The 22109-nt window shown below is 61.5% G+C and carries 20 protein-coding genes; 13 read left to right on the forward strand and 7 right to left on the reverse strand.

Features of this window, described 5'->3' with window-relative positions:
- Positions 1–3 precede the first annotated feature (3 nt).
- The 3 genes from bshB1 to J8C01_RS15635 form a co-directional block, all read right to left on the reverse strand.
- Positions 4–750: a bacillithiol biosynthesis deacetylase BshB1 gene (gene bshB1, locus J8C01_RS11440; RefSeq protein ID WP_211433022.1), complete on the reverse strand. Its 747-nt coding sequence runs from the start codon at positions 748–750 to the stop codon at positions 4–6.
- Positions 750–1157 (reverse strand): peptide-methionine (R)-S-oxide reductase MsrB, encoded by a 408-nt coding sequence (gene msrB / locus J8C01_RS11445; protein ID WP_211433023.1) that lies wholly within the window; start codon positions 1155–1157, stop codon positions 750–752. The genes bshB1 and msrB overlap by 1 nt, the downstream gene beginning before the upstream one ends.
- A gap of 74 nt (positions 1158–1231) precedes the next feature.
- Positions 1232–1585, reverse strand: a complete 354-nt coding sequence (locus tag J8C01_RS15635) for a pentapeptide repeat-containing protein (RefSeq protein ID WP_371821113.1) — start codon at positions 1583–1585, stop codon at positions 1232–1234.
- On the opposite strand from J8C01_RS15635, the gene J8C01_RS11450 reads away from it, so the two are divergent.
- The 8 genes from J8C01_RS11450 to J8C01_RS11485 all read left to right on the forward strand — a co-directional run bounded on the left by J8C01_RS11450 (position 1506) and on the right by J8C01_RS11485 (position 12940).
- A complete protein-coding gene (locus J8C01_RS11450) occupies positions 1506–2144 on the forward strand; it encodes a M15 family metallopeptidase (RefSeq protein ID WP_371821114.1) in 639 nt (212 codons plus the stop codon). The two genes, J8C01_RS15635 and J8C01_RS11450, sit on opposite strands and share 80 nt — an antisense overlap.
- Entirely contained in the window at positions 2141–4003 is a 1863-nt protein-coding gene (locus tag J8C01_RS11455; protein WP_211433025.1) for a protein kinase domain-containing protein, read from the forward strand. Before J8C01_RS11450 ends, J8C01_RS11455 begins: the two co-directional genes overlap by 4 nt.
- Positions 4004–4213: 210 nt before the next feature.
- Entirely contained in the window at positions 4214–5365 is a 1152-nt protein-coding gene (locus J8C01_RS11460) for a PHP domain-containing protein (protein WP_211433026.1), read from the forward strand.
- A 97-nt stretch (positions 5366–5462) separates the two neighbouring features.
- Entirely contained in the window at positions 5463–6671 is a 1209-nt protein-coding gene (locus J8C01_RS11465; protein WP_211433027.1) for a glycosyltransferase, read from the forward strand.
- A gap of 257 nt (positions 6672–6928) precedes the next feature.
- Positions 6929–7747, forward strand: a complete 819-nt coding sequence (locus tag J8C01_RS11470) for a hypothetical protein (protein ID WP_249355516.1) — start codon at positions 6929–6931, stop codon at positions 7745–7747.
- Between the two features lie 262 nt (positions 7748–8009).
- Positions 8010–8915 carry a hypothetical protein gene (locus J8C01_RS11475; protein ID WP_249355517.1) on the forward strand — a complete coding sequence of 302 codons (906 nt, stop codon included), beginning with the start codon at positions 8010–8012 and terminating at the stop codon, positions 8913–8915.
- Positions 8916–9245: 330 nt separating this feature from the next.
- Positions 9246–10073: a hypothetical protein gene (locus tag J8C01_RS11480; protein ID WP_148264137.1), complete on the forward strand. Its 828-nt coding sequence runs from the start codon at positions 9246–9248 to the stop codon at positions 10071–10073.
- Between the two features lie 284 nt (positions 10074–10357).
- On the forward strand, positions 10358–12940 hold the full coding sequence (locus tag J8C01_RS11485) for a hybrid sensor histidine kinase/response regulator (RefSeq protein ID WP_211433028.1): 2583 nt from the start codon (positions 10358–10360) through the stop codon (positions 12938–12940).
- Positions 12941–12955: 15 nt separating this feature from the next.
- On the opposite strand, the gene J8C01_RS11490 is transcribed toward J8C01_RS11485, so the two are convergent.
- Both J8C01_RS11490 and J8C01_RS11495 read right to left on the reverse strand, forming a co-directional pair.
- On the reverse strand, positions 12956–14296 hold the full coding sequence (locus J8C01_RS11490; protein ID WP_211433029.1) for an RNA-guided endonuclease InsQ/TnpB family protein: 1341 nt from the start codon (positions 14294–14296) through the stop codon (positions 12956–12958).
- Positions 14287–14931: an IS607 family transposase gene (locus tag J8C01_RS11495; protein ID WP_211433280.1), complete on the reverse strand. Its 645-nt coding sequence runs from the start codon at positions 14929–14931 to the stop codon at positions 14287–14289. Before J8C01_RS11495 ends, J8C01_RS11490 begins: the two co-directional genes overlap by 10 nt.
- A 206-nt stretch (positions 14932–15137) precedes the next feature.
- Here J8C01_RS11495 and J8C01_RS11500 point away from each other — a divergent pair, with 206 nt between their 5' ends.
- Positions 15138–15443 (forward strand): hypothetical protein, encoded by a 306-nt coding sequence (locus J8C01_RS11500; RefSeq protein WP_014101431.1) that lies wholly within the window; start codon positions 15138–15140, stop codon positions 15441–15443.
- A gap of 18 nt (positions 15444–15461) precedes the next feature.
- Here the strand turns inward: J8C01_RS11500 and kdsB are convergent, their stop codons facing one another.
- Together kdsB and J8C01_RS11510 are read right to left on the reverse strand one after the other, a co-directional pair.
- Positions 15462–16202, reverse strand: a complete 741-nt coding sequence (gene kdsB / locus J8C01_RS11505; RefSeq protein ID WP_249355518.1) for a 3-deoxy-manno-octulosonate cytidylyltransferase — start codon at positions 16200–16202, stop codon at positions 15462–15464.
- Between the two features lie 33 nt (positions 16203–16235).
- Entirely contained in the window at positions 16236–17150 is a 915-nt protein-coding gene (locus tag J8C01_RS11510; RefSeq protein WP_014101429.1) for a branched-chain amino acid ABC transporter permease, read from the reverse strand.
- A gap of 131 nt (positions 17151–17281) precedes the next feature.
- Between J8C01_RS11510 and J8C01_RS11515 the strand changes: the two genes are divergently transcribed.
- The 4 genes from J8C01_RS11515 to malQ all read left to right on the forward strand — a co-directional run bounded on the left by J8C01_RS11515 (position 17282) and on the right by malQ (position 22033).
- Complete coding sequence (locus tag J8C01_RS11515; protein ID WP_211433031.1) at positions 17282–18763, forward strand: protein adenylyltransferase SelO; 1482 nt, start codon at positions 17282–17284, stop codon at positions 18761–18763.
- A 147-nt stretch (positions 18764–18910) separates the two neighbouring features.
- Entirely contained in the window at positions 18911–20278 is a 1368-nt protein-coding gene (locus J8C01_RS11520; protein WP_211433032.1) for a glycosyltransferase family 4 protein, read from the forward strand.
- Positions 20250–20483 carry a hypothetical protein gene (locus J8C01_RS11525; protein WP_211431019.1) on the forward strand — a complete coding sequence of 78 codons (234 nt, stop codon included), beginning with the start codon at positions 20250–20252 and terminating at the stop codon, positions 20481–20483. The genes J8C01_RS11520 and J8C01_RS11525 overlap by 29 nt, the downstream gene beginning before the upstream one ends.
- Positions 20480–22033, forward strand: coding sequence for a 4-alpha-glucanotransferase (gene malQ / locus J8C01_RS11530; protein WP_211433033.1), 1554 nt, complete (start codon positions 20480–20482; stop codon positions 22031–22033). Before J8C01_RS11525 ends, malQ begins: the two co-directional genes overlap by 4 nt.
- Positions 22034–22109: the final 76 nt, after the last annotated feature.

Here is a 22109-nt window from a genome sequence, read left to right on the forward strand (position 1 = left end):
CGGCTACTGGTTCAGAAACAGGCGGATGGGGTCGGCCACCGGCAGTGGCGCGGCGGTGACGAAACCTTCCGCCGCCGCAACGCCAATCAGGCTGCCACGGTGGATGTCTGCTGCGCGCCGCTGGCGGAGAAAATCCGGCGCCGAAAGGTACGTCTGCGGCTCCCGGCTGCCCGGCTGGTGCAGTTGCGAAGCGTAGGCGCTGATGACCTCATACTTGGCCGTGAACTGGGCGCTGATGTCCACGAGAAAGGTCGGCACGACCGCCGGGTTGAGCGGTGGCAAAAAGTGAATCAGCGCGCGCGTCCGCCAGCGCGGCAGGCCGCTTTCGGCGTCATAGTTGGCGAGCCGGGCGTGGTGAACGGCTGCTGCGACGAGCCGGGCCAGACACTGGTGGTCGGGATGTTCTTCCGCCGGATGGTGTGTAAACACGAGCGTCGGCCGCGCCTGGCGGATGACGCGCACCAGCGCGCGGCGGGCAGCGTCATGGTCGGTGAAGTGGCCATCGGGCCAGCCCAGATTGACGCGAAAGCTCGCGCCCAGTTGCGCAGCCGCTTCGGCAGCTTCGGTGGCACGCTGCTCCGGCGTCCCACGGGTGGCCAGTTCGGCGCGGCTGGCATCCACGAGACCCGTGCGATAGCCCTCGGCGACCAACTTCAGCAGTGTGCCGGCCATCGCCAGCTCGATGTCGTCGGGATGTGCACCGATGGCCAGGGCGTCCACGGCACACACCGCGTCCGCAATGGCTGACATCACTTTTCAGCCGGTTTGAAGTCCATGGAAATGGAGTTGATGCAGTAGCGCAGGCCGGTTTTGTCGCGTGGGCCGTCATCAAACACATGGCCCAGATGCGAGCCGCACTGGGCGCACATCACTTCGATCCGGCGCATGCCGTGGCTGAGATCGAGTTCGGTCACAATGGCCTCTGGACTGATCGGCGCCCAGAAGCTCGGCCAGCCTGAGCCGGAGTCATATTTGGTTTCAGAAGAAAAAAGTGGCGCGCCACAAGCCACGCAGTGGTACGTCCCGGTACGCTTTTCGCGGTACAGCTTGCCGCTAAAGGCCCGCTCCGTGCCTTTCAGGCGGGTGACGTAGTACTGTTCGGGTGTCAATTGCGCCTGCCACTCGGCTTCGTTTTTCTGAACGGGAAACGTTTTCATCAAGGAAACCCTCCATGCCACGACATGGCATCGGCGAAATGGCATTGAACGACCCTTCCGCCGCGCCTTGCTTGTCATGTGCGCCGCACATCTTTCATGTTCCGTGGTGTACGCTCAAGCCCGCGTAGCCGACGCCTTTCTGGAGATGCTGTGATGATGTGGAGACCATGGGTTGTCGCCGGGTGGCTGCTGTTCGCCGGTGGTTGGGGCAACGGCCAGTCCGTCCAGGCTTCGGCCCCCCAAGAAGCGCCTGTCAAAGGCGCGCCCGTGAAAGAAGCGCCTGTCAAAGGCGCGCCCGTGAAAGACGCATCCGTGAAGGATGCGTCCGTAAAAGACGCGCCGGTGACGATGCCGGTCGAAACCGGCAGCTTTCGGCCCAGTGAACTCGTGGAGATTGTCCAGCTCGATCCGAGCATCAAGCTCGACATCCGCTATGCCACGGCCAACAACTTCGTCGGGCGTCCGGTGTATGACGAACCGCGCGCCTTTTTGCAGCGTCCGGCAGCGGAAGCCTTGGTCAAGGCGCATCGGTGGCTGAAGGCGCACGGCTACGGTATTGTGGTCTTTGACGGCTACCGGCCGTGGCGGGTGACAAAGCTGTTTTGGGAACTGACACCGCCCGACAAGCGCGACTACGTGGCTGATCCGTCCAAAGGGTCGCTGCACAATCGTGGCTGCGCGGTGGATGTGTCCCTGTACGATCTGAACACCGGCGAACTCGTGACCATGCCGAGCGACTATGACGAAATGAGCGAGCGCGCCCACCCGGATTACACTGGCGGAACGGAAGAACAACGCCGTTTGCGCGACCTGCTGCGCACCGCCATGGAGCTTCATGACTTCAAGGTGTACCGCTACGAGTGGTGGCACTTTGATCACAAGGACTGGCGACAATACCGCGTCCAGGACATTCCCTTTTCTGAAATTCCCGCGTCCGGTTTGCCCGTGCAGCCGGGGGAGCCGCCACCATCCAATCCGCGTCTATGAATCCGCTGAGTCCGGGGACAGTCCTTCAGCAGCGCTATACCATCGTGAAACTGCTCGGCAAGGGCGGTATGGGCGCGGTCTATCAGGCGACGGACAAAAAGTTCGGGAGCACGGTCGCCCTCAAGCAGATGATCGTGACCGGCGAGGCCTTGGTTTCTGCCTTCGAGCGCGAGGCCATCCTGCTCAATGGTCTGCGGCATGCCGCCCTGCCGGTCGTCTTCGATCACTTTGCCGAGGCAGGCGGGCAGTTTCTGGTGATGCAGTTCATTCCCGGCAAGGATTTGGCCGAACTGCTCACGGAGCGCGGTGGTCCCTTTCCGCTGACGCAGGTGGCCAAGTGGGCTGATCAACTCCTTGATGCGCTGGAGTATCTGCACGGACGGACACCACCCATCATTCACCGGGACATCAAGCCACAGAACATCAAGCTGACGCCGGAAGACAGCCTTGTGCTGCTCGACTTTGGTCTGGCCAAGGGGGATTTATCCGGGGATGCCGTCCAGCAGCGCAGCCTGGTGGGGTTTACGCCGGTGTTTGCCTCTTTGGAGCAGATGCGCGGCCTTTCCACAGATCCGCGCAGTGACCTCTACTCGGCGGCGGCCACGATTTACTGCCTGCTCACCGGGCGGCCTCCGGTGGATGCCCTGGCGCGGGCCGATGCTTTGCTGGCAGGCAAGCCTGACCCGCTGCCGCTGGCCAGTGATGTCAATCCCCAGGTGCCACGGGCGGTCGCTGAAGTTGTACGACAGGCGATGACGGTTTCGCGTGACGAGCGGCTGGCTTCCGCCAAAGAGGTGCGGCGGCAGCTCCGGGCGGCGTTCAAAGCTGCGCGGGTCGTGACCGATGACCTTGATGCCACTGTCGTACAGGCCAGTGCCCCACCCCAACTGTCCGTTCCGCCGTCGGCTGCGCCAAGTCAAGTTCCCCCGGCAACACCGAGTCGTTTCTGTGTGGCCTGTGGGGCACCGCTGGCAGCCTCGGCGAAGTTCTGTATGAAGTGCGGGCGGCCCAATCCGGGTTTCGCGCCGCCAGCGCCGCCGCCAGTGCCACCGTCCGCCCTGCCATCGTCAGGGCCGCCGCCTTCCGGCCTGCCCCTGCCCGGCTCGCTTCCGGCCGGGCCTTCAGTGCCGCCGCGCGTCCCGGCCGCCTCGCCGGTGGCTGGCATGGCTCCCTCCCAATTTCCTTCTGGACCACCTTCGGTGGGCGGGCTGGCCGCCAGTGAAATCATCCTGCTGTTTGGAGATTACTTTGCGCCGCCGGCGGTGGGGGCGGACCCATGGGCCAGGCTGCTGCACGTGCCGACGCGGGTAAGCGCCGCGATTCTGGCCCAGGCCATCTGGGCTGCGGCCTTTCTCGACTGTGAGCGTCAGGGAGCCATTACGCTGGTGCCGGTTGGCGCCCAGGGCAATATTGCCGAGATGACCTACACGCTCAAGTCGCCGACCGTCAGTTTGGTGTCCTACAGTCTCGAGGCCAACATCGTCGAGATAGCGCGGCTACGGCTGGATCAGAGTGTGCCGCTGCCGGTCGCCTCCGCTGTGGCGGACATCATCCGTTTTGATTCACGCAACGCCTGGCGGCACACCGTCGGGCTGGTCAAGCTGGGCCTCAACCGCCGGCATCTGCTGATGATGACGCCCAGTTCGCTGCCGGGGCCGTTCCCGTCCGGGCGTTTTGCCCTGACGCCACAGGTCGTTGACCTTGCCCGCCGCACGTCGCCTGAACCCGTGCAACGGTTGATGGCCACGGCGCAGGGGCAGTCGGCGCGCTGGACACTGCTCATCAAGTCCATCAACGCCGGTCTCCAGCGCCGAACCAATCCGATGCTGAATCTGCCAGAACTGGACCAGGATTTCTGACCCCGGACAGAAACCGCAACCATCCTACCGATTTCAGTTTCTGGACATATCTCCGTCACATAGCTCGCCTATACGAAAGTCCCGACGCAGGGAATCACGCCTTATGCCTTGAACCGTCAAGGTTTGTCCGTGTGATTCCGCCTGCCGTCCGGGGTATTGCCGCGTCCCGGACGGCGTGTTGCTGACAGCTTCCGCAACCGAAAGGGACGTATGTCGCACAATACAACGCTGAGCATCGTCAAGCCGGGGAGCGTCTTCCGCCATGGGTTGCGCACCGGCGTGTCACTTCACTGTCACACCAAATTCTCCCGCGAAGTCCTGGATTTCATTCCGCACTATGCCGCAAAGATTCCCCTTGTGGCCGGACGCTTTGCCCGCCTGTGCCAACGCTATGAAGCGCGGCATGGGCGTCCGCTGGATTTCACTCAGGCGTGGTGGACGCCGCCAGTGACGCCCCGCGTGCTGCACGATGCCGAAGTGCGGCACATGGAAGCGACCCTCGGCGTGCGGTGCATCGTCTCCATCACCGACCATGATGAAATCGAAGCCTGCTGCGGCCTGCGCGCCATGGGGGAAGATGTGCCGATTTCGACCGAATGGACGGTGCCGTTTGGCGTGGCCTACTTTCACGTCGGTGTGCACAACCTCCCGCCTGACCATGCCCGCGCCATTGCCGAAGAACTGTTTGCCTTTACCAAAGACCCGGAAGCACGCGCCAGGCCCGATGTTCTGGAAGAACTGTTCGCGATGCTCAACGCGCTTCCGGGCGTGCTGGTGGTGTTGAACCATCCGCTCTGGGACATTGAAAACATTGGCCAGGCGCAGCACATGACCGCCCTCAAGGATTTTCTCGACCGCTACAAACGCTGGCTGCACGCCCTGGAAATCAACGGCTTCCGCTCGTGGCGCGAAAACCTTAGCGTGGCGCGTCTGGCACGTGAGCTGGAGCTGCCATTGGTTTCCGGCGGCGACCGCCACGGGCTTTCCCCGAACACGGTGGTGAACCTGACCGATGCTGAGACCTTCGAGGCCATGGTTGAGGAACTACGGGTGATGCGCCGCAGTCATGTGGTCGTGCTGCCGACGTATCAGGAAAACATGGTGTTGCGCGTGTTCGAGGCCGCCGCGCAAATTCTGGACGATTACCCGGACTATCCCGAAGGACAGCGCCACTGGACCGAGCGCCTGTTTTTTCTCGATGAGCATGGGCAGCCCCAGTCGCTGCGCCAGTGCTGGTCTGATCACAGCCCGCTGTGGGCACGGGTGGCTACGTGGGTCTTCCGGCAACTCGGACGCCGGCATTGGCGCCCGGCACTGGAAAGGGTTCTCCCCAAACCGCAGTTCGAGCTGGGGGAACTGTAAACCAACACCAATGAAAGCCATTGGCATCTGCGCTGCGTGGACGCTTCAGGGCCCGGCCGGTAAGCTGGCTGACTGATGGTTCTCACCCGGAGTCACCATGACCAACTTCCTGCGCGTTGCCTTGTTCCCCGATGCCTACCATGAAGCCAATGGCGTGGCCCGTACCTTTCGGACGCTGGAAGGCGTGGCTCGTCGCCGGGGGCTACCGCTGTTGCTCGTGCGCTGTGCCGCATCTTCCAGCAGCCACCAACCCCAGACCGATGGCTCCGTCACCACCATCGAACTCCAGCGGGGGGGCTGGTCATTTCCCCTGGATACTGACCTGAGTTTTGACCTTTGGCTGTGGCGCTACGCCCGCGAAGTCCGCGAACAGGTGCGTGCTTTCGGCCCGCAGGTCATTCATGTCACCGGCCCCAGCGACATCGGACAGCTCGGCGTCTATGTTGCCAAGTCGCTCCGCCTGCCGTTGGTGATGTCCTGGCACACGAATCTGCACGAGTATGCCGGACGGCGGTGGTTGCGTCTGCTGGACTACGCCTTTATCTCGCCACTGGTGCGGGAGCAGACCAGCCTGTGGGCGGAAGCCCAATCCCTGTGGGCGACGATGAAGTTCTATGAATACGCCGATGTGTGTCTGGCGCCAAACCCGGAACTCGTCGCCCTGGTGGCGCAAAAGACAGGCAAACCCACCTACCTGATGCAGCGGGGCATAGACGCTGAGCAGTTTCATCCCCGTCATCGCACGCGGCCCCGGCTGCCTGCCGTCGTCCGTCTGGGGTTTGTCGGGCGGTTGAGCACCGAGAAAAACGTCCGTTTTCTGGCCGAACTGGAGCGGCAGTTGTTGGCGCAAGGGCTGACAAACATCGAATTTCGGATCGTTGGCGCCGGGAGCGAACGCGACTGGCTGGCCCAGACGATGAAGACGGCCACCTTTGCCGGTGTGCAGCAGGGGGAGCGGCTGGCGCAGGAGTACGCCGACTTTGACATCTTTGTGTTCCCGTCCCGGACGGACACTTACGGCAATGTCGTTCTGGAAGCGGCGGCGTCCGGCGTTCCCTGTGTGGTGACAGGGGAAGGCGGGCCGAAGTTTCTTGTTGATCCCGACGAGTCAGGCGTCGTGGCCCACGATGATGCCGCCTTCGTGGCGGCTGTCGCTGAACTGGTGCGTTCCGCCGAACGCCGCCAGTCCATGGGGGAAGCTGCACGGGCGCGTGCGCAGCGCGCCTCATGGGATGCCGTTCTCGATGAGGTCTGTCTGGCATACCGGGCCGCCTGCACCAGGGGGCACTTGGTGGGTGAGTTTTAGTACGTTTTTTCTGGAGAAAAATCGGGTTTCGGGTGGAAAAAAATCCGGCCTGCTACCGTATTTTCACAGTTTTGTAACCCGGCCCTGTCATACGTCTTGGATGACTCAAAGATGACCGGGTGTAGCGGAAGCCCGGCTTCCCGGCATCGTGATTTGTTTGTAGGGACTGGGTAAAGACCAACATGGCCGTAAAAGATGTCAGAAGTGTGTCAGGTGGCCGTCTGCTGCGGCTGTTTGTTTGTGTGAATTTCCTGGTAATGCCTTTTCTGTTCGGTTCCGGTTCGGCGCCAGCGCAGGAGCGGGCGCTGACCGATAGCGAAATTGTGGCGTCATTACGTGCGTTGCGCAGTGAGATGCTCGATTTGTTGTCGCAGGTGGCCGGAAAGGGGGCGGCGATGACCCGCCCCAGCCGGCGCACCATGGATTATGAGTCGTACCGCCGAACCTTTGAGTCCTACAGCGCCAAGATTGATGACTGCTACCGTCGTCTGGCTGCGTATTACAGTCAGATTGACCGGGTCTATCGGACGGGTTCCAGCACGCCGCTGTACAAGCAGATGGTGCAGACCTACCTGGACACCAAGGGGGTTTTCGACAATTTGAAATCCACCTTCAGCACGCTCGAACCGCCTGAAAAAGTGGTGACAGAAGCCGTGGTTTCCAATGACCAACGCCTCAACGAACGGATTGCGACCTCTGTGCGCACGGCCGCTGTTCCGACAGCACCGCCACAGGCCGCCAAGGAAATCGTGGATGCAGATGACTCCCGCTTCATCGGCACGTTTGACGCCGTTGAGATGTTTCTGCTCGTGCGTGGTGACAGTGCCTGCTACGTGCTGTTCGGTTGGAAGGATGTCGTGGAAGATGAAAACGGCAAGTCGCTGGAGGAATACCACCTGGCCGTTGCCCGGTCGGAGTCGTTTCCGATGACACCGGAAATACGCACTCTGACCCCGGAGCAGCACCTGGAACATGCTTTGAAGCTCAAGATTGCCATGGTCGAGGCGCAGGGCGAGATGATGACCGACCTCAAACAGTTTTTTGCCCGCACGAAATCGTATGCCCGGACCAACTGAACCCTGGGTGGGACCTTGCCCGTCCTTCTGTCCCGGCAGCCTTGTCACCCGGAAGACGCGGAGAGAAAAGGCTGGCTGTGTGAAGTAGGTAACAAGCCGGGTTACATTAATCTTGCTTCAATTCAGGGAAGTGCGGTTTGATAGTGACATAAGTTCAACCGGGTGCTGAATTTTTAGGGTGCAGGCGCGGTGATACCTGGTTCCCGTTCTCTCCCGTGTTGCGTCACGCCAAGTTAATTCATCGATTGGAAGGGTTAGAAGAATGCGACCTCCACTTCGTCAGTTTCGGGATCGGTTCACCTTGCGGTCCTTGGCCGTCTGTCTCCTGTTGGGCCTGGGCTGGGTGTCTGGCGGCACGGATTCGGCCTCGTGCCTGGCCAAGACCCAGGGGCAGGTGATGAGCGATAGCGAAATCATCGGAAACCTGAAAGCACTGCGCAGCGAGATGTTTGACCTGCTTTCGCAGGTGGCCGGCAAGGGGGCCGCTGCCGGACGGCCAAGCCGTCGGACGATGGATTATGAAGCCTACCGCCGGACCTTTGAGGCGTACAGCGCCAAGATTGATGACTGCTACCGTCGCCTGTCGGCTTGCTACGCCCAGATTGACCGGGTTTATCGCACCAATCCCAACTCGCCGTTGTATAAGCCCATGACCCAGGCCTACCTGGATGCCAAGGCGGTCTTCGACAACCTCAAGTCCACCTTCAACACCATCGAGCCGCCGGACACCCTCCGCACGGAAGCGGTTGCCGTTGCCGACCGGCGGCTGAACGAGCGGATTGCCACCTCAGCCCGGACGGCCACACTGCCACCGGCCCCGGCTGAAGCGGCCAAGGACATTATCGAATCGGATGACTCACGCTTCATCGGCAATTTCGATTCGGTGGAGATGTTCCTGCTCGTCAAGGGCGATATGGCCTGCTACGTCATGTTTGGCTGGAAAGAAGTCACCACGGACGATACCGGCAAGTCCAGCGAGCAGTTTCATCTTTCTGTCGTGCGCTCAGAGATGTTTCCGTTCACCCCAGCGGTGCGCGCCTTGTCGCCGGCCCAACACCTGGAAAACGCACTCAAGCTCAAAATCGCTGCCGTGGATGCTCAGGGTGAGGTGCTCAGTGATCTGAGTGAGTTCTTTGCCCGCGCAAAGTCCTACAGCCGCATGAATTGATGCATTGGATACAAGCCTGGAAGGCGCTTGGACGGGGCAGTTCAGTGCGTGAGCTGCCCCGTCAACGTTTTTGACGCACGGATTCCTGTGCGTCAGTCCCTCGGAAAAAGGCTGTTTACAAAGTGACAGCTTTCATGTTTCACTACTTACCCATCAATGATTCCAGTCTGAGTCGTCTTTTTTCCAAGACAAAGGCTTATTTTTCAGGTTGCCCCCAGAGCTTTGCACCCCGTGGTTGAGGTTGCTGTCATGACGCAGTTCGCAAGATGGCTGGCTCGTGGACGGTGTTCAGGTTTTCCCGCAGTTGGCTGGAAGCCCTGTCTTTGTCTGGTGTTCCTCACGATGGCCCTGGCCTCTCCGGGTTGGCTGCACCAGACCGGTTATGCCCAGTCGTCAAGGGTGCTTTCCGAAGCCGAACTGCTGGGGGCGTTACGCGCGTTCAGGGCCGAAATTGAAGAGATGCAGAAGCAACTGGCCGCCTCACCACTGAGCCAGCCGGTGGGGCGGCGGACGCTGCGTTACGACGAATACAGCGCGCTGTATGCCAACTGGAGCAGCCGAGTCCAGGAGCGGTACGGTGTCCTCAACGGGTACTATGAAGAGGTCAACCGCATCTATCGGGCCAATCCCAACTCCCGGCTCTATCTCGACATCAGGAAGGCCTACCTCGACGCCAAAACCACCTTTGACGCACTCAGTACCTCTCTGGCGCAGTGCGCCAAACCGGAAGATACCCGGACGCCGACGATTGTTGTCACTGATGGACGCCTCAACACGCACCTGACCAAAACCGTGGCTACGGTCAAGACCGAGACGACCCCGACGGTGGACATTGGTCAGGCTGATGAGCTGCGCTACATCGGCAAGTTCGATGCCGTCGAGCTATACCTGCTTGTCCATCGCAACCTGGCCTGCTACGTCATGTATGGCCTGCACGAGCGCAAGGTGGATGACTCCGGGCAGGTCGTGGACGAGATTGACCCACGGGTGGTTTTTTCGCGGACATTCGATGTCAGCAAAGTTCAGAAGTTCACGCCACAGGAACACCTCGATTACGTGCTCACGCTCGATTTGACGCCGGTGCAGGCGCAAGTCGAAACCTGGCGGTTCATCACAGAATCCCTGGCGCGCGCCAAAAGCTATGCGCGTGGTGACTGACGGGCGTCAGGTTGTACAAACTGCTCCCTTGGGCGGTGCGGCACCAACCGGGCTGATGCCTTCCGGGTGTGGAATTCTCATTGCTGTGGCACATCTGAATCCTCTACGCTGAGGGCGTCAGTCATTCCCCTTTGCTTTGACTGACTGCGAATGTCCGCCGTCCTCGACGTACTTCCTTGTCAGCTTCCCGTCAACGTTTTATCGCTGCCATTGGATCAACCCCGTTCCTCGGTCGCCTGGCTTCGGCCCTGCGCCAGTCCGGGTTTTTGGTAGGTCCGCTACCGGTGCAAACTCCGCACTGGTGGTTGCAGACGGATGCCATTGTGCTGGATGCACCAGCGGCGGCCACGCGCCCGCTGCCGGACTGGTGGCAAACAGCCCGCGAACAGCAGGTGCCGTTGTTGGTCTGTACCGGGCGTCTGGGTGAACCGGAACTGGCCGGTTGGCTCACGGCCGGGGTGACGGATTGTTTTGATGAGCAGATGCCCTTGCCGCTGGTGCTGCACCGTATCCAGCAGGCCGTAGAGGCCCGGCGTCAGGCAACCGAAGGCCGGCTGCAGGCTGCTTTTCTGGCCAGTCTCTCCGTTTCTGCACCGCTGCGCCTGGCCGTGATGGAGAGCGTCGGCGCAGGGTTTGTCTTTCGGTTTATCAACCGCACATTTGCCGCTGATTTTGGTCGCTCCCCGGAGCAATTGGTTGGGGTGCCGCTGGAAAAACTGGGGCTGACAGAAACCCAGTTGGCCGATGTGGCCGTCTGGCAGCGGTGGTGCCGCGAAGCCCTGCGGTTGGGACGTGCCGTTTCCTTCGTTCACCAGTCGCTGCAGTCTTCCCGCTGGTTCTCGGCAACATTTGAGCCGCTGCGTCAGCCGGGTCTGGTCACGGAGGCTGTATCCATCTATGTCGAAGACATCACCGACCAGCAGGCCGCCAAGCTCCGCTCAGTGGAGAGTGAGGAGCGCTTTTACCGCGTCTTTCAGGTGATTCCGATTGCCACCGCGATTCAAACCATTCCCGATGGGCGCTATCTCGATGTCAATGCTGCCTTCACCAGGCTGTTCGGCTACAGCCGCGCCGAGTTGATTGGCCGTACGGCGCTTGAACTGGGATTGTGGGTCAAGCCTGAAGAACGCGAGCGCTACTATCACGAGCTGGAGGCACATGGCCGGGTCCTGGACTTCCGGGGCAGTTACCGGACACGCGATGGTCGGATTGGGGAAGCTGTGCTCTCGGCCGTGACGCTCGTCATCGGAGACCTGCCCTGCCAACTGGCACTTCTGCAGGATGTGACCGAAGCCCAGCACCTGAACGAACGACTGCGCCAGCGGGAGGAGTGGTTTCATGCCATTCTCAACGCGACCCTGGATGGCATTATCGTCGAAGATGACCAGCGGATCGTCTATGCCAATCAGGCCGTGGCGCGCCTCTATGGCGTGGAAACGCCAGAGGCCCTTGTTGGGCAGGATTTTGCCGTTATGTGCGCGCCGCACGAGGAAGGCCGGTTGCGGGATTACACCCAGCGCCGTATGCGGGGAGAAGTCGCTCCGGCTACCTACGAGTTCACGGCCCAGCGTGCTGACGGAACGACAGTGACCCTCGAAAACTCGGTTTCCGAGTTTTTTTCCGGCGGCAAAAAGTACCTCATCGCCGTCATGCGCGACGTGGAAGAGCGCAAGCGCCTGCAAGCCACGCTCCAGCAAATCCACAAAATGGAAGCTGTGGGACGGCTGGCTGGCGGGATTGCCCATGACTTCAACAACCTGCTCAACAGCATCCTTGGGTTTTCGCGGCTGGCCCACCGCAAGTCCAGCCAGATGAATGACCCGACCCTCGATGAATACTTCCGGGCCATCGAAGATTCCGCTGAGCGCGCGGCACAGTTGGTATCCAAGCTGCTGGCCTTTGGCCGTCAGAAGGAAGCCTCGCGCCAGACGGTGAACCTGAATGCCGTGGTTGAAGACAGCCTGTTTTTCGTACGCAGCCTGTTGCCGCCCAACGTCGAGTTGGTGACGAGCCTGCTGCCGGATTTGCCGCCATTTGAGGGCGATCCCGACCAGATTCAGCAGGTCATTATCAACCTGTGCCGCAACGCCTGCGATGCCATGCCCGACGGAGGAACACTGACTCTGGGCACCCGGGCCGATGTCTTTCCTGTGCAACGCGATGGACGTACCCTCAGCGGCCAGCTTGCCGGACACTGTGTGTGTCTGACCGTGGCCGATACCGGCGTCGGTATGGATGAAACCACCCGCCAGCATATCTTCGACCCGTTTTTCACAACCAAAGACTTGGGCGATGGGGCCGGACTTGGCCTCTCAGTCGTTCACGGGATCGTCACGGCGCACGGTGGAACCGTTGGCGTCAAGAGTGTTCCCGGAAAAGGCAGTTGCTTCGAGGTACGGTTTCCGGCGTTGCGGTCAGGCAGAACCGGCGAGCAGCCGGTGGCGGAAAACCTGCGGCGGACGCCCGGAGGAATCCCTCTCCTGCCGGAAGCCGCAAGGCTTGTCCTGGTCGTCGAGGATGACAACCTGATTGCCCAGCTCTTTACGGAAATCCTGCACGAAGTCGGCTACGACGTGGTTGTGGCCACGGACGGGCAGCAGGGTGTCGCCCGCTTCGCCGAACAGCCTGACGCCTTCGAGTTGGTCATCCTCGATGCCCTGCTGCCCAAGCTCGACGGGTTGGGGTGCCTTCAGTCCATCCGCCAGTACAAGCCACAGATTCCGGTACTGGTCGTGAGCGGTTACAGCGAAGAAGTCACCTCCGGCGAGTTGTCCGCCCAGGCGACCGTGTTTTTGCAAAAGCCCTTTACCCCGGAAGTGCTGCTGTCGGCCGTGGCCCGGGCAGTTGGTTCCACCAAGGTCATGTGACCTGCCTGCCTGCTATCAAGAATGTGCGCAAAAGTGCGCACGGTTCTCTTCCTGCCCCGACGTGTCCTGTTGACCACCGTCGTATCTGACAGGCGTGACTTTCCCGACTACGGCGGGGACGGTCCCCGCCGCAGCGCCGCCATTGCTGGACGGACTCGCCACGGGTAGGGCAGTTTCGGTTGCCAGCCGTTTCAGGTTCAGCGCCGCATTGAGGTCACGGTCATGGTGCGCACCACATTGAGCACACACCCATGTTCGATCTCTCCATGTCAGCGCCTCGTTCTTCCAGCCACAGATGGAGCACAGTCGGCTACTTGGATACCAGCGATCAGCGATGGTAAGCTGAGTACCGTAGCGCCGGGCCTTGTATTCCAACTGCGAGCGCAACATCCCAAAACCCACGTCAGAGATGGCGCGGGCGAGTTTCTCGTTCTGCAGCATCCCTTTGACGTTTAAATCCTCGATCACTAACGCTTGGTTTTCGCGGCAGAGTCGAGTCGTGAGCTTGTGGGTGAAATCCGCTCGGATATTGGCCATGCGGGCATAGAGCCTTGCCAATATCGCAGCGGACTTCTGCCGGTTGTTCGATACCGGCAGGCGCGTTCCTTCAGGCAGGCGGGCATGGCGTTCAAATCCGGCTGCCTTCCTGGCGGCTTCCAGCTTGCGGCTGAGACGTCGGCTACGGATTTCCAGACGGCGCAGCGCTGCTTTGAGCGGCTTTGGCGCCTCGATGACTTCACCGCTGGAGACCGTTGCGGCAGCCTTGATGCCCAGGTCGATGCCGTTGACCTCGTGCGACGTGCGACGCCGATAGAATTGCGCATCAGGCACCTCGACCTGTATTGCCACAAACCAACGATCCGCGGTGCGAGAAACCGTTGCGCCCAAAATCCTGCCCGCGAAGCGCAGTTCCTCGGTCATGGCGACTTCACCGATCCTGGGCAGACGGATCGTCCTGCCTTCCAGGGTGAACTTGTCGTTGGCAACATAAAAGCTGTCGCGGCAACGGCCCTTTTTCTTGAGCCGTGGCTCGTGCGCTTCTTTGCCCTCCTTGAGGTCGGCGAAGAACCGTTCCCAGGCTTTGGCGAGATTCCTGAACGGCTGGGCGTGGGCATCCCGGTGAATGTCTTGCAACCAAGGCCGACCGTTCTCATCGAGCCACTGCGGGTCGGTGTACTTGATGGCGTTGAACTGTTTTTTGAGCGCCATGGCGTTTGGCCTGCCGCCTACTGCGTATTGCCTGTTCCACTCATTGAGCGCCCAGTTCCAAACACGCCGCGCCGTGCCGCAGGCGCGCTTGAAGTAGTCCACTTGCTCAGGAGTCGGACAAAGAGCGATCTTGTGGGTTAGTTGCATTGTTGGGCCTTTTTGACGTCATGTACATCCTGTTTCAGCGCTTCATTCAACTTCTTTCGATAGTTCCTCAAACCGTATAGCCGGGACGAAAAACAGTGCACGATGGTCATTAAGTCCTGCACCATTTCCTGTTCGGGAGACAGCCGTTCCTGGTTCAGTACCAGCACTTCGCAGCCATGGGTTTGGGCGTCATGTTCGAACCACTCAAAGCCGAAACGGGTGAGGCGGTCCCGGTGAGCGAGGATCAGCATCCTGACTTCCCGTCGCCCGATCTCGTCCATAAGGGCCAGAAACCGCTTGCGCCTGAAGTTCAGCCCGCTGCCCACTTCCTCGATAAACTCGACCCCCGCCAATCCCTTCGCCACCACGAACTCTTCCAGCACTTTGCGCTGATTCGCCAGGTCCGGCTTCTGCGCCGCACTCGATACCCGACAGTAGGCGACAAGCTTTGTTGGCGCATGGTTGGCCTGCCGCAAACCGATGAACTCACGGATCTGCGTCTCAGTGTAGAGGCGGCGGTTGCTGTCCGTTCGGGCCACCGGAATCAGCCTTCCTTCGCGTTCCCAACGCTGCAACGTCTTGACCGAGACACCAAGGAGTTTTGCCGCCTTGCCTGTGCTTATAGTGCTTTCCATGAGCATTATTATACACTATCGCGTACTATACGGCAAGCTAGAGTCCGGCTCCTGCGAAGTTGCATGGTCAGTCGGTTGCCGGGACGTGTATAGATGTGTACAGCCTGGTCAGCGGCTTTGCCCCTAGCCTGACTGGGGCCGAAAGCCGATGCTGTGCTGCCAAAAGCTACAGGCCAAAAGCTACAGGTTTGTGAGGTCTTACACTAATGGCTGAAGAAATTCCCTCCCGGCTGTCACCCTACCGCAGTTCATCGGATATTCCCGAAGGACGCAAGTTGTCGCGCAACTTTTATGCAGCCCGGGTTACTTCCCCGCCAGTCATGAATACAACCCCACCGGCGCCAGCAGGTGGCTTTGGACGTGAAATCCCACGGGGGCGAAAACTTCCGGCCGGTTTTTACGCCAGCCGCCGCACTTCCGCCTTTCAGCCGGAGCAGTACACCAAGCCCATCCCACGGAAAACGCCACGGATTACAGGCCGGCCCACGACGGATTGGTACGATCCACGGTAGCCCCGGCCGTTTCCGGCTTTACTCCGGCAACGCGCTGCTTTCCAGCCTGGCCAGCCATTGGCGGACACGCACGACATCGTCGGGGGTGTCCACGCCAATGGCGCGGTGTTTTGTCTCCACGACGCGAATCCGCAGGCCATGGGTCAGCGCGCGGAGTTGTTCCAGTCCTTCGGCCAGTTCGAGTGGCGCTGGCGGAAGCGCCGTCAGGTGCAGCAGTGCCCGGCGGCGGTAAACGTACAGCCCCGTGTGCTTCCGCCACAGGGTCCGGGCGATGTCCGGCTGGCGTGGATAGGGAATCGGGGCGCGTGAAAAATACAGCGCGTTACCCTGGGCATCACACACCACCTTGACCACGTGGGGATTTTCAGCATCCGCCGCCTCCAGCGGCTCGCAAGTCGTTGCCAGGGGCAGGTCCGGCTCGGACTGCACCGGGTGCAGGGCTGCCGTAATGGTTTCGGGTGCGATGAGCGGTTCATCGCCCTGGACGTTGACGATGATTTCGGCATCGAGCGTCGCGGCCACCTCGGCAATGCGGTCAGTGCCGCTGAGGTGATCGGCGCGGGTCATCCGGGCTTCACCGCCAAACTGCACAACGGCATCCGCAATCCGGGGGTCGTCCGTGGCGACGATAACCCGTTCAATCTCCGGTACCTGCCGAACCCGGGCATAGACGCGCTGAATCATCGGCTGCCCAGCGAGGTCAATGAGCGGCTTGCCGGGCAGGCGCGTGGCGTCGTAGCGGGCAGGGATGATAGCCACCGTTGACGGCAAGGCGTTGACTCCGTTTTCGTCCTAAACTTTTTCCGGGGCCGTCGTGCCGAGCAGACCCGTGGGGCGTACGAGCAGCACCGTGACCAGAATGGCAAAGGCCACGGCGTCCTTGTAGGGATTGAGCGCCGCTGGCAGGTAGCCGGTCGCCATCGTTTCCGCCAATCCGATAATGACGCCGCCCAGCACCGCGCCGGTGACGTTGCCAATGCCGCCCAGAACCGCCGCAATGAACGCCTTGAGTCCCGTTGTGATGCCAATCAGCGGGTCGAACTTCGGATAACGCAGGGCCACGAGAATGCCGGCCGCCGCCGCCAGCGCCGAGCCAAGGGCAAAGGTCAGGGCAATGATGCGGTTGGTGTCAATGCCCATCAGCTTGGCCGTGTCCAGGTCATGGGCCACAGCGCGCATGGCGCGTCCGAAAGCCGTCCGGTGGACGAGCTGGTGCAGCCCTACCGTCAGCAGCAGCGATGCGCCCAGAATGGCCAGGTCGGGAGTGGTGATCCGGGCCGCGCCATAGACCGGAAACTGTCCGGGTGGAAGCAGTTGCGGGAAAAACTTGGGGTTGGCGCCAAAGACAATCTGCCCCAGGTTTTCCAGAAACAGCGATACGCCAATCGCCGTGATGAGCGCCGTCAGGCGGGAAGCCTGGCGAATCGGACGGTAGGCCAGCCGCTCAATGGCCAGCCCAACCACGGCGCACAGCAACATAGCCACCAGCAAAACCACGGCTGCCTGCAACCATGACGGGTTGACTTCGGAAAAACCCAGCCGCAGCGCCGTGTAGTAGCCGGCAAACGTCCCCAGCATGTACACGTCTCCGTGGGCAAAGTTGATGAGCCGCAGCACGCCATAGACCATCGTGTAGCCCAAGGCAATGAGCGCGTAAATGCTGCCGAGCGCCAGCCCGTTGATGAGTTGTTGAAGGAAGGTTTCCATACGGCAGAGCAGGTTGGTTTTGGTGGGATAAACCGCTTCAATGCGGCCCGTCTGTCATCCGGCAGAACACACCCCGGCCGGAAACAGCCCCGGCTGTTTCCTGCGCCTTGGCCGCAAGGAGCCGTTCGCCTTTGTCACGTACGCTTGAGACGCTGGTCTTCGACAATACATACACCACCTTGCCGGAAGACTACTACAGCCGGGTGGCACCGACGCCGCTGCGTAGCGCCCGTCTGGTGGCCTTCAACCCGGAAGCCGCCGCCCTGCTGGACCTGGACCCTTCCGAGGCGGCCCGCCCGGACTTTGTGGCGTACTTCAACGGCGAAAAAGCACTGCCCGGCGCCGAGCCGCTGGCGGCGCTCTATGCCGGCCACCAGTTCGGCGTGTATGTGCCGCAGCTTGGCGACGGCCGCGCCCTCCTGCTTGGCGAAGTGCGCAATGCGCGCGGTGAGAGGTGGGACCTGCAAGTCAAGGGCAGTGGCCGTACACCCTATTCCCGCATGGGCGACGGCCGCGCTGTCCTGCGCTCGACGATTCGGGAGTATCTCGGTAGCGAAGCCATGCACGCGCTTGGCATCCCCACGACGCGCGCCCTCTGCATCATCGGCAGCGACGAGCCGGTGTACCGGGAGACGGTCGAGCGGGGGGCGCTGCTGGTTCGGCTGGCCCCGACGCACGTGCGCTTTGGTTCGTTCGAGGTGTTTTTCCATCGCCGTCGCCCGGCGGATGTGGCGCGTCTGGCCGATTACGTCATCGGGCAGTTTTTCCCGGAACTTCAGGCGCTCAGTGAAGAAGACCGCTTCGCCACCTTCCTGCAGGAAGTCGTAAACCGGACGGCGCGGCTGGTTGCCCAGTGGCAGGCTGTCGGGTTTGCCCACGGCGTACTCAATACCGACAACATGTCCATTTTGGGCCTGACGCTCGATTACGGCCCCTTTGGTTTTCTGGATGACTACGACCCGCACTTCATCTGCAACCATTCGGATGTCACCGGGCGCTATGCCTTCAACCAGCAGCCGGGGATTGCCCTGTGGAATCTGCGCTGTCTGGCGCAGACCTTCCTCCCCTGGGTGCCACGCGAGCGGCTGGTGGACAGCCTCAACGCTTTTCGGGACGTGTTTTTTGACGAGTATGAGCGGCTGATGTTCGCCAAACTGGGGTTGCACCACCCGCAACCGGGAGACGCCGAACTGCTGGCCGACTGGTTGGAACTGCTGGCACAGAACCGGGCCGATTACACCCTTGCGTTCCGGCGGCTGGCGGAAACCGTCCCGGAAGACCCGGTGCATCCCGCGAATGCACGCCTGCAGGACCTGTTTGTGGATCGGGAGGCCGTGGCTGCCTGGCTGGCAAAATACGGCCTGCGGCTGGCTCAGGAAGGCGTGCCGTCGCCGGAGCGCCAGGCGCGCATGCGCAGCGTCAACCCGAAGTACATCCTGCGCAACTATCTGGCCCAGATCGCCATTGAACGTGCCGAGGAAGGTGATTTCTCCGAAATCGAGCGGCTGCTGACCGTCCTGCGGCAGCCCTATGCCGAACAGCCGGAGGCGGCCCGGTATGCCGAACCACCGCCGGACTGGGGGCGGCGTCTCAAAATAAGTTGTTCTTCCTGAAGATATTTTGGGGCTGCCGGCAGGCTCCGCAGACCACATCCGGGCTGGACATTCCACCGGGCATCATAGACAATCCGGCTGGAATGTTCTGACAAGGCATAGCGCACCAACCAGGTCAAAGCCCGGAAAGAGAGGAGTCTGGCTCGCATGCTGACGTATGCCGCGGTCTTCTGCGCGTCCCTGGTGGCGGCTTTTCTTCTGACGCCGCTGATTCGCAACTGGGCGCGCCACTGGGAACCGCTTGTGGATACGCCATCGGCGGCACGCCACGTCCACACCCTGCCCATTCCGCGCGTCGGCGGCATTGCCATTTTTCTGGCTTTTCTGGTGGGAGTGACCACAGCGTTCGGATTTGAGGCCGGCGGACAACTCAGCGGCACAGTGGCTCTGTCGGCCAAGTTCCTGTTGCCCACGCTGGCAATGTTCATCCTGGGTCTGGTGGATGACATCTGGCGGTTGCGGGCCGGTGTGAAGTTTGTCATCGAGGTTCTTATTGCCACCTGGTTTCACTTCACCGTTCAGGGCATTACGAGTCTGCCCAATCCCCTGACCGGCACGCCCATCGAACTTGGTATCTGGGGGCTGCCGGTCACGGTGCTGTGGCTGGTCGGCATCAGCAATGCCTTCAACCTTATTGACGGTGTGGATGGGCTGTCGGCCGGCGCGGCGCTGTTTTCGACGCTTACTCTGGCTTACGTGGCGGCGGCCAACGGCAATGTGCCACTGGCGCTGCTGCTGTGCGCGCTGGCCGGCGGTACAGCCGGTTTTCTGAAGTACAACTTCAATCCGGCGACGGTGTTTATGGGTGACTGCGGCAGCCTGTTCATTGGCTTCACGCTGGCCGGGCTGGCGCTGCTATATGCGCAGAAATCCGCCACCACCGTGACCGTGGCCATTCCGCTGCTGGCCTTCGGACTGCCCATCATGGAAATGGCGCTCTCCATCGGGCGGCGGTTCCTGGCCGGCAAGCCCATTTTTGAAGCCGACCGCCGGCACATGCACCATCGGTTGCTGGCGCAGGGCTATTCACACCGCACGACGACCATCTTTCTGTACGGCCTGTCCGCTTTCTTTGCGCTCATGAGTCTGCTGGCGTACAACTCGCCCAACCGCCTGCTGGGGTTGATTCTGCTGACGCTGGGCATTGTCATCTGGATTGCTGTGCAGCACTTCGGCTACCACGAGTTTGGTGAAATCGGGCGGGTCATCCAGCGGTCGCTCAACCAGCGGAGCGTCATTGCCAACAACATCCGCATTCACGAACTGACCGAGTCTCTGCTGGGTTCAGAGAGCTTCGAGGCGTTTTACACCCACCTGAGCAAATGCTTCGAGGCGACCGATTTCACCCAGGTCGAAATTCACCTGCCGCTCAAGTATGCCTGGCACGTCCAGGAACACCCCGGCTTTCGGTTTGCCCGCCGGGGGGGCGCTGGTCATTGCCACCTGGACGGCGGCCACAGCCACCGAGGAGGAGGATTGTCCCGTTGTGAAGCTGGTGATTCCCCTGCGGTTTGAAGATGGTCAGTCGGGATGCCTCGAACTCCACCGTTCCCCCGAACGTCCCCTGCTGTTTGATGTCAACCTTCTCTTTGGCAAGTTGCGGCGGGTCATCGAGCAAACTGTCTCCCGGTTGCCGGTCGAGGCTCCCGATCCCCGGCGGCTGCACGAGAGTTTCTTTGACTCCGGCAGCACCTTGCTTCCCAAAATAACACGTCCGTGACAACCTACCGGTGGCCGCGCGCCTGCGGCCTGTTGTTGCACCCCACCTCGTTGCCCGGGCCGGATGGCATTGGCACGCTGGACGGGCATCTCGAACAATGGCTCGATTTTCTTGCTGCTGCGGGCCAAACCTACTGGCAAATCCTGCCGCTGGTGCCCACCGGCTACGGCGACTCGCCTTACGCCGGCCTGTCGGCCTTTGCCGGAAACCCACTGCTGATTCCATCGGAAACCCTGGTTGAACTGGGTCTCGTGCCGCGCCAACGGCTGCACGAACGTCCGCCTTTCTCCGAACAACGTGTGGATTACGGCGCGGTCATCACCTGGAAGCAGAGGCTTCTGGCGGAAGCCTTTGAGCGTTTCGTGGCTGCCGCCCCGGATGCCTGGCGAGCCGATTTCGAGGCGTTTTGCGCGGCTGAAGCCGACTGGCTGACCGATTATGCGCTCTTCCGGGCGCTCAAGGATGCCCACGGCGGCCGCGCGTGGCATACGTGGCCGCCAGAGTTGCGCGACCGGAAGCCAGCGGCGCTGGAAGCCGCCCGGCGCAACCTGAGTACGGCCGTGGCCTCGCACCAGTTTCAGCAGTGGCTTTTCTTCCGCCAGTGGCAGCGCACCCGTGAAGCCTGTCACCGCCGTGGCATCCGCATCATCGGCGACGCGCCAATTTTTGTCGCCTACGACTCGGCCGATGTCTGGGCCAACCGGGAACTGTTCAAGCTCGATGCCGAGGGGCGGCCCACGCATGTTGCCGGCGTACCGCCGGACTACTTCAGTGCCACGGGACAGCTCTGGGGCAATCCCCTCTACCGGTGGCAGCGCATGGCGGACACTGGTTTTGGCTGGTGGCTGGCCCGGATGCGCCATCTGTTCCGGCTCGTGGATGTCGTGCGGCTGGATCACTTCCGTGGTTTTGCTGCCTGCTGGACCATTCCGGCCGACGCGCCGACGGCGGCTACCGGCAGGTGGGTCAAAACACCCGGACGCAAGCTGTTTACGGCAATGAGACGCACGTTTGGCGTCCTGCCCATCATTGCCGAAGACCTGGGTGTGATTACCCCGGATGTCGTGGCGCTGCGCGATGCCTTCGGTTTTCCCGGCATGCGGGTGTTGCAGTTTGCCTTTGGCGGCGATCCCAACAATCAGGACCTGCCGCATAACTACGTTCCCAATGCCGTGGTTTATACCGGAACGCACGACAACGACACGACGGTTGGCTGGTATGCCAGTCGTCCGGGCGTCGGTTCGACGCGCGACGCCGAAGGGATTGAGCGGGAACGGGCTTTCTGTCGGGCGTATCTCAACACCAATGGCGCTGAGATTCACTGGGATTTCATCCGGGCGGCTTACGCCAGCGTGGCCCATACGGCGATTGTTCCGATGCAGGATGTCCTGGGGCTGGGGAGTGAAGGGCGCATGAACCTGCCAGCCAGTGAACGCGGCAACTGGTCCTGGCGCTGCCGGCGGGAGGACTTTACGGCATCAGCGGCCAAACGCCTGCGCGAGCTGGCCTACCTGTACGGCCGGTTGCCCGGTTCATCCGGCTCGGATTGACGCACCAGCCGGCCCTGGCTGTTTTCCCGATGACACCCGGCGCTGATCGGTACGTCGGACGCGGCACGGTGCTGAA

This window comes from Chloracidobacterium sp. D (assembly GCF_018304685.1).
Lineage (GTDB): Bacteria > Acidobacteriota > Blastocatellia > Chloracidobacteriales > Chloracidobacteriaceae > Chloracidobacterium > Chloracidobacterium thermophilum.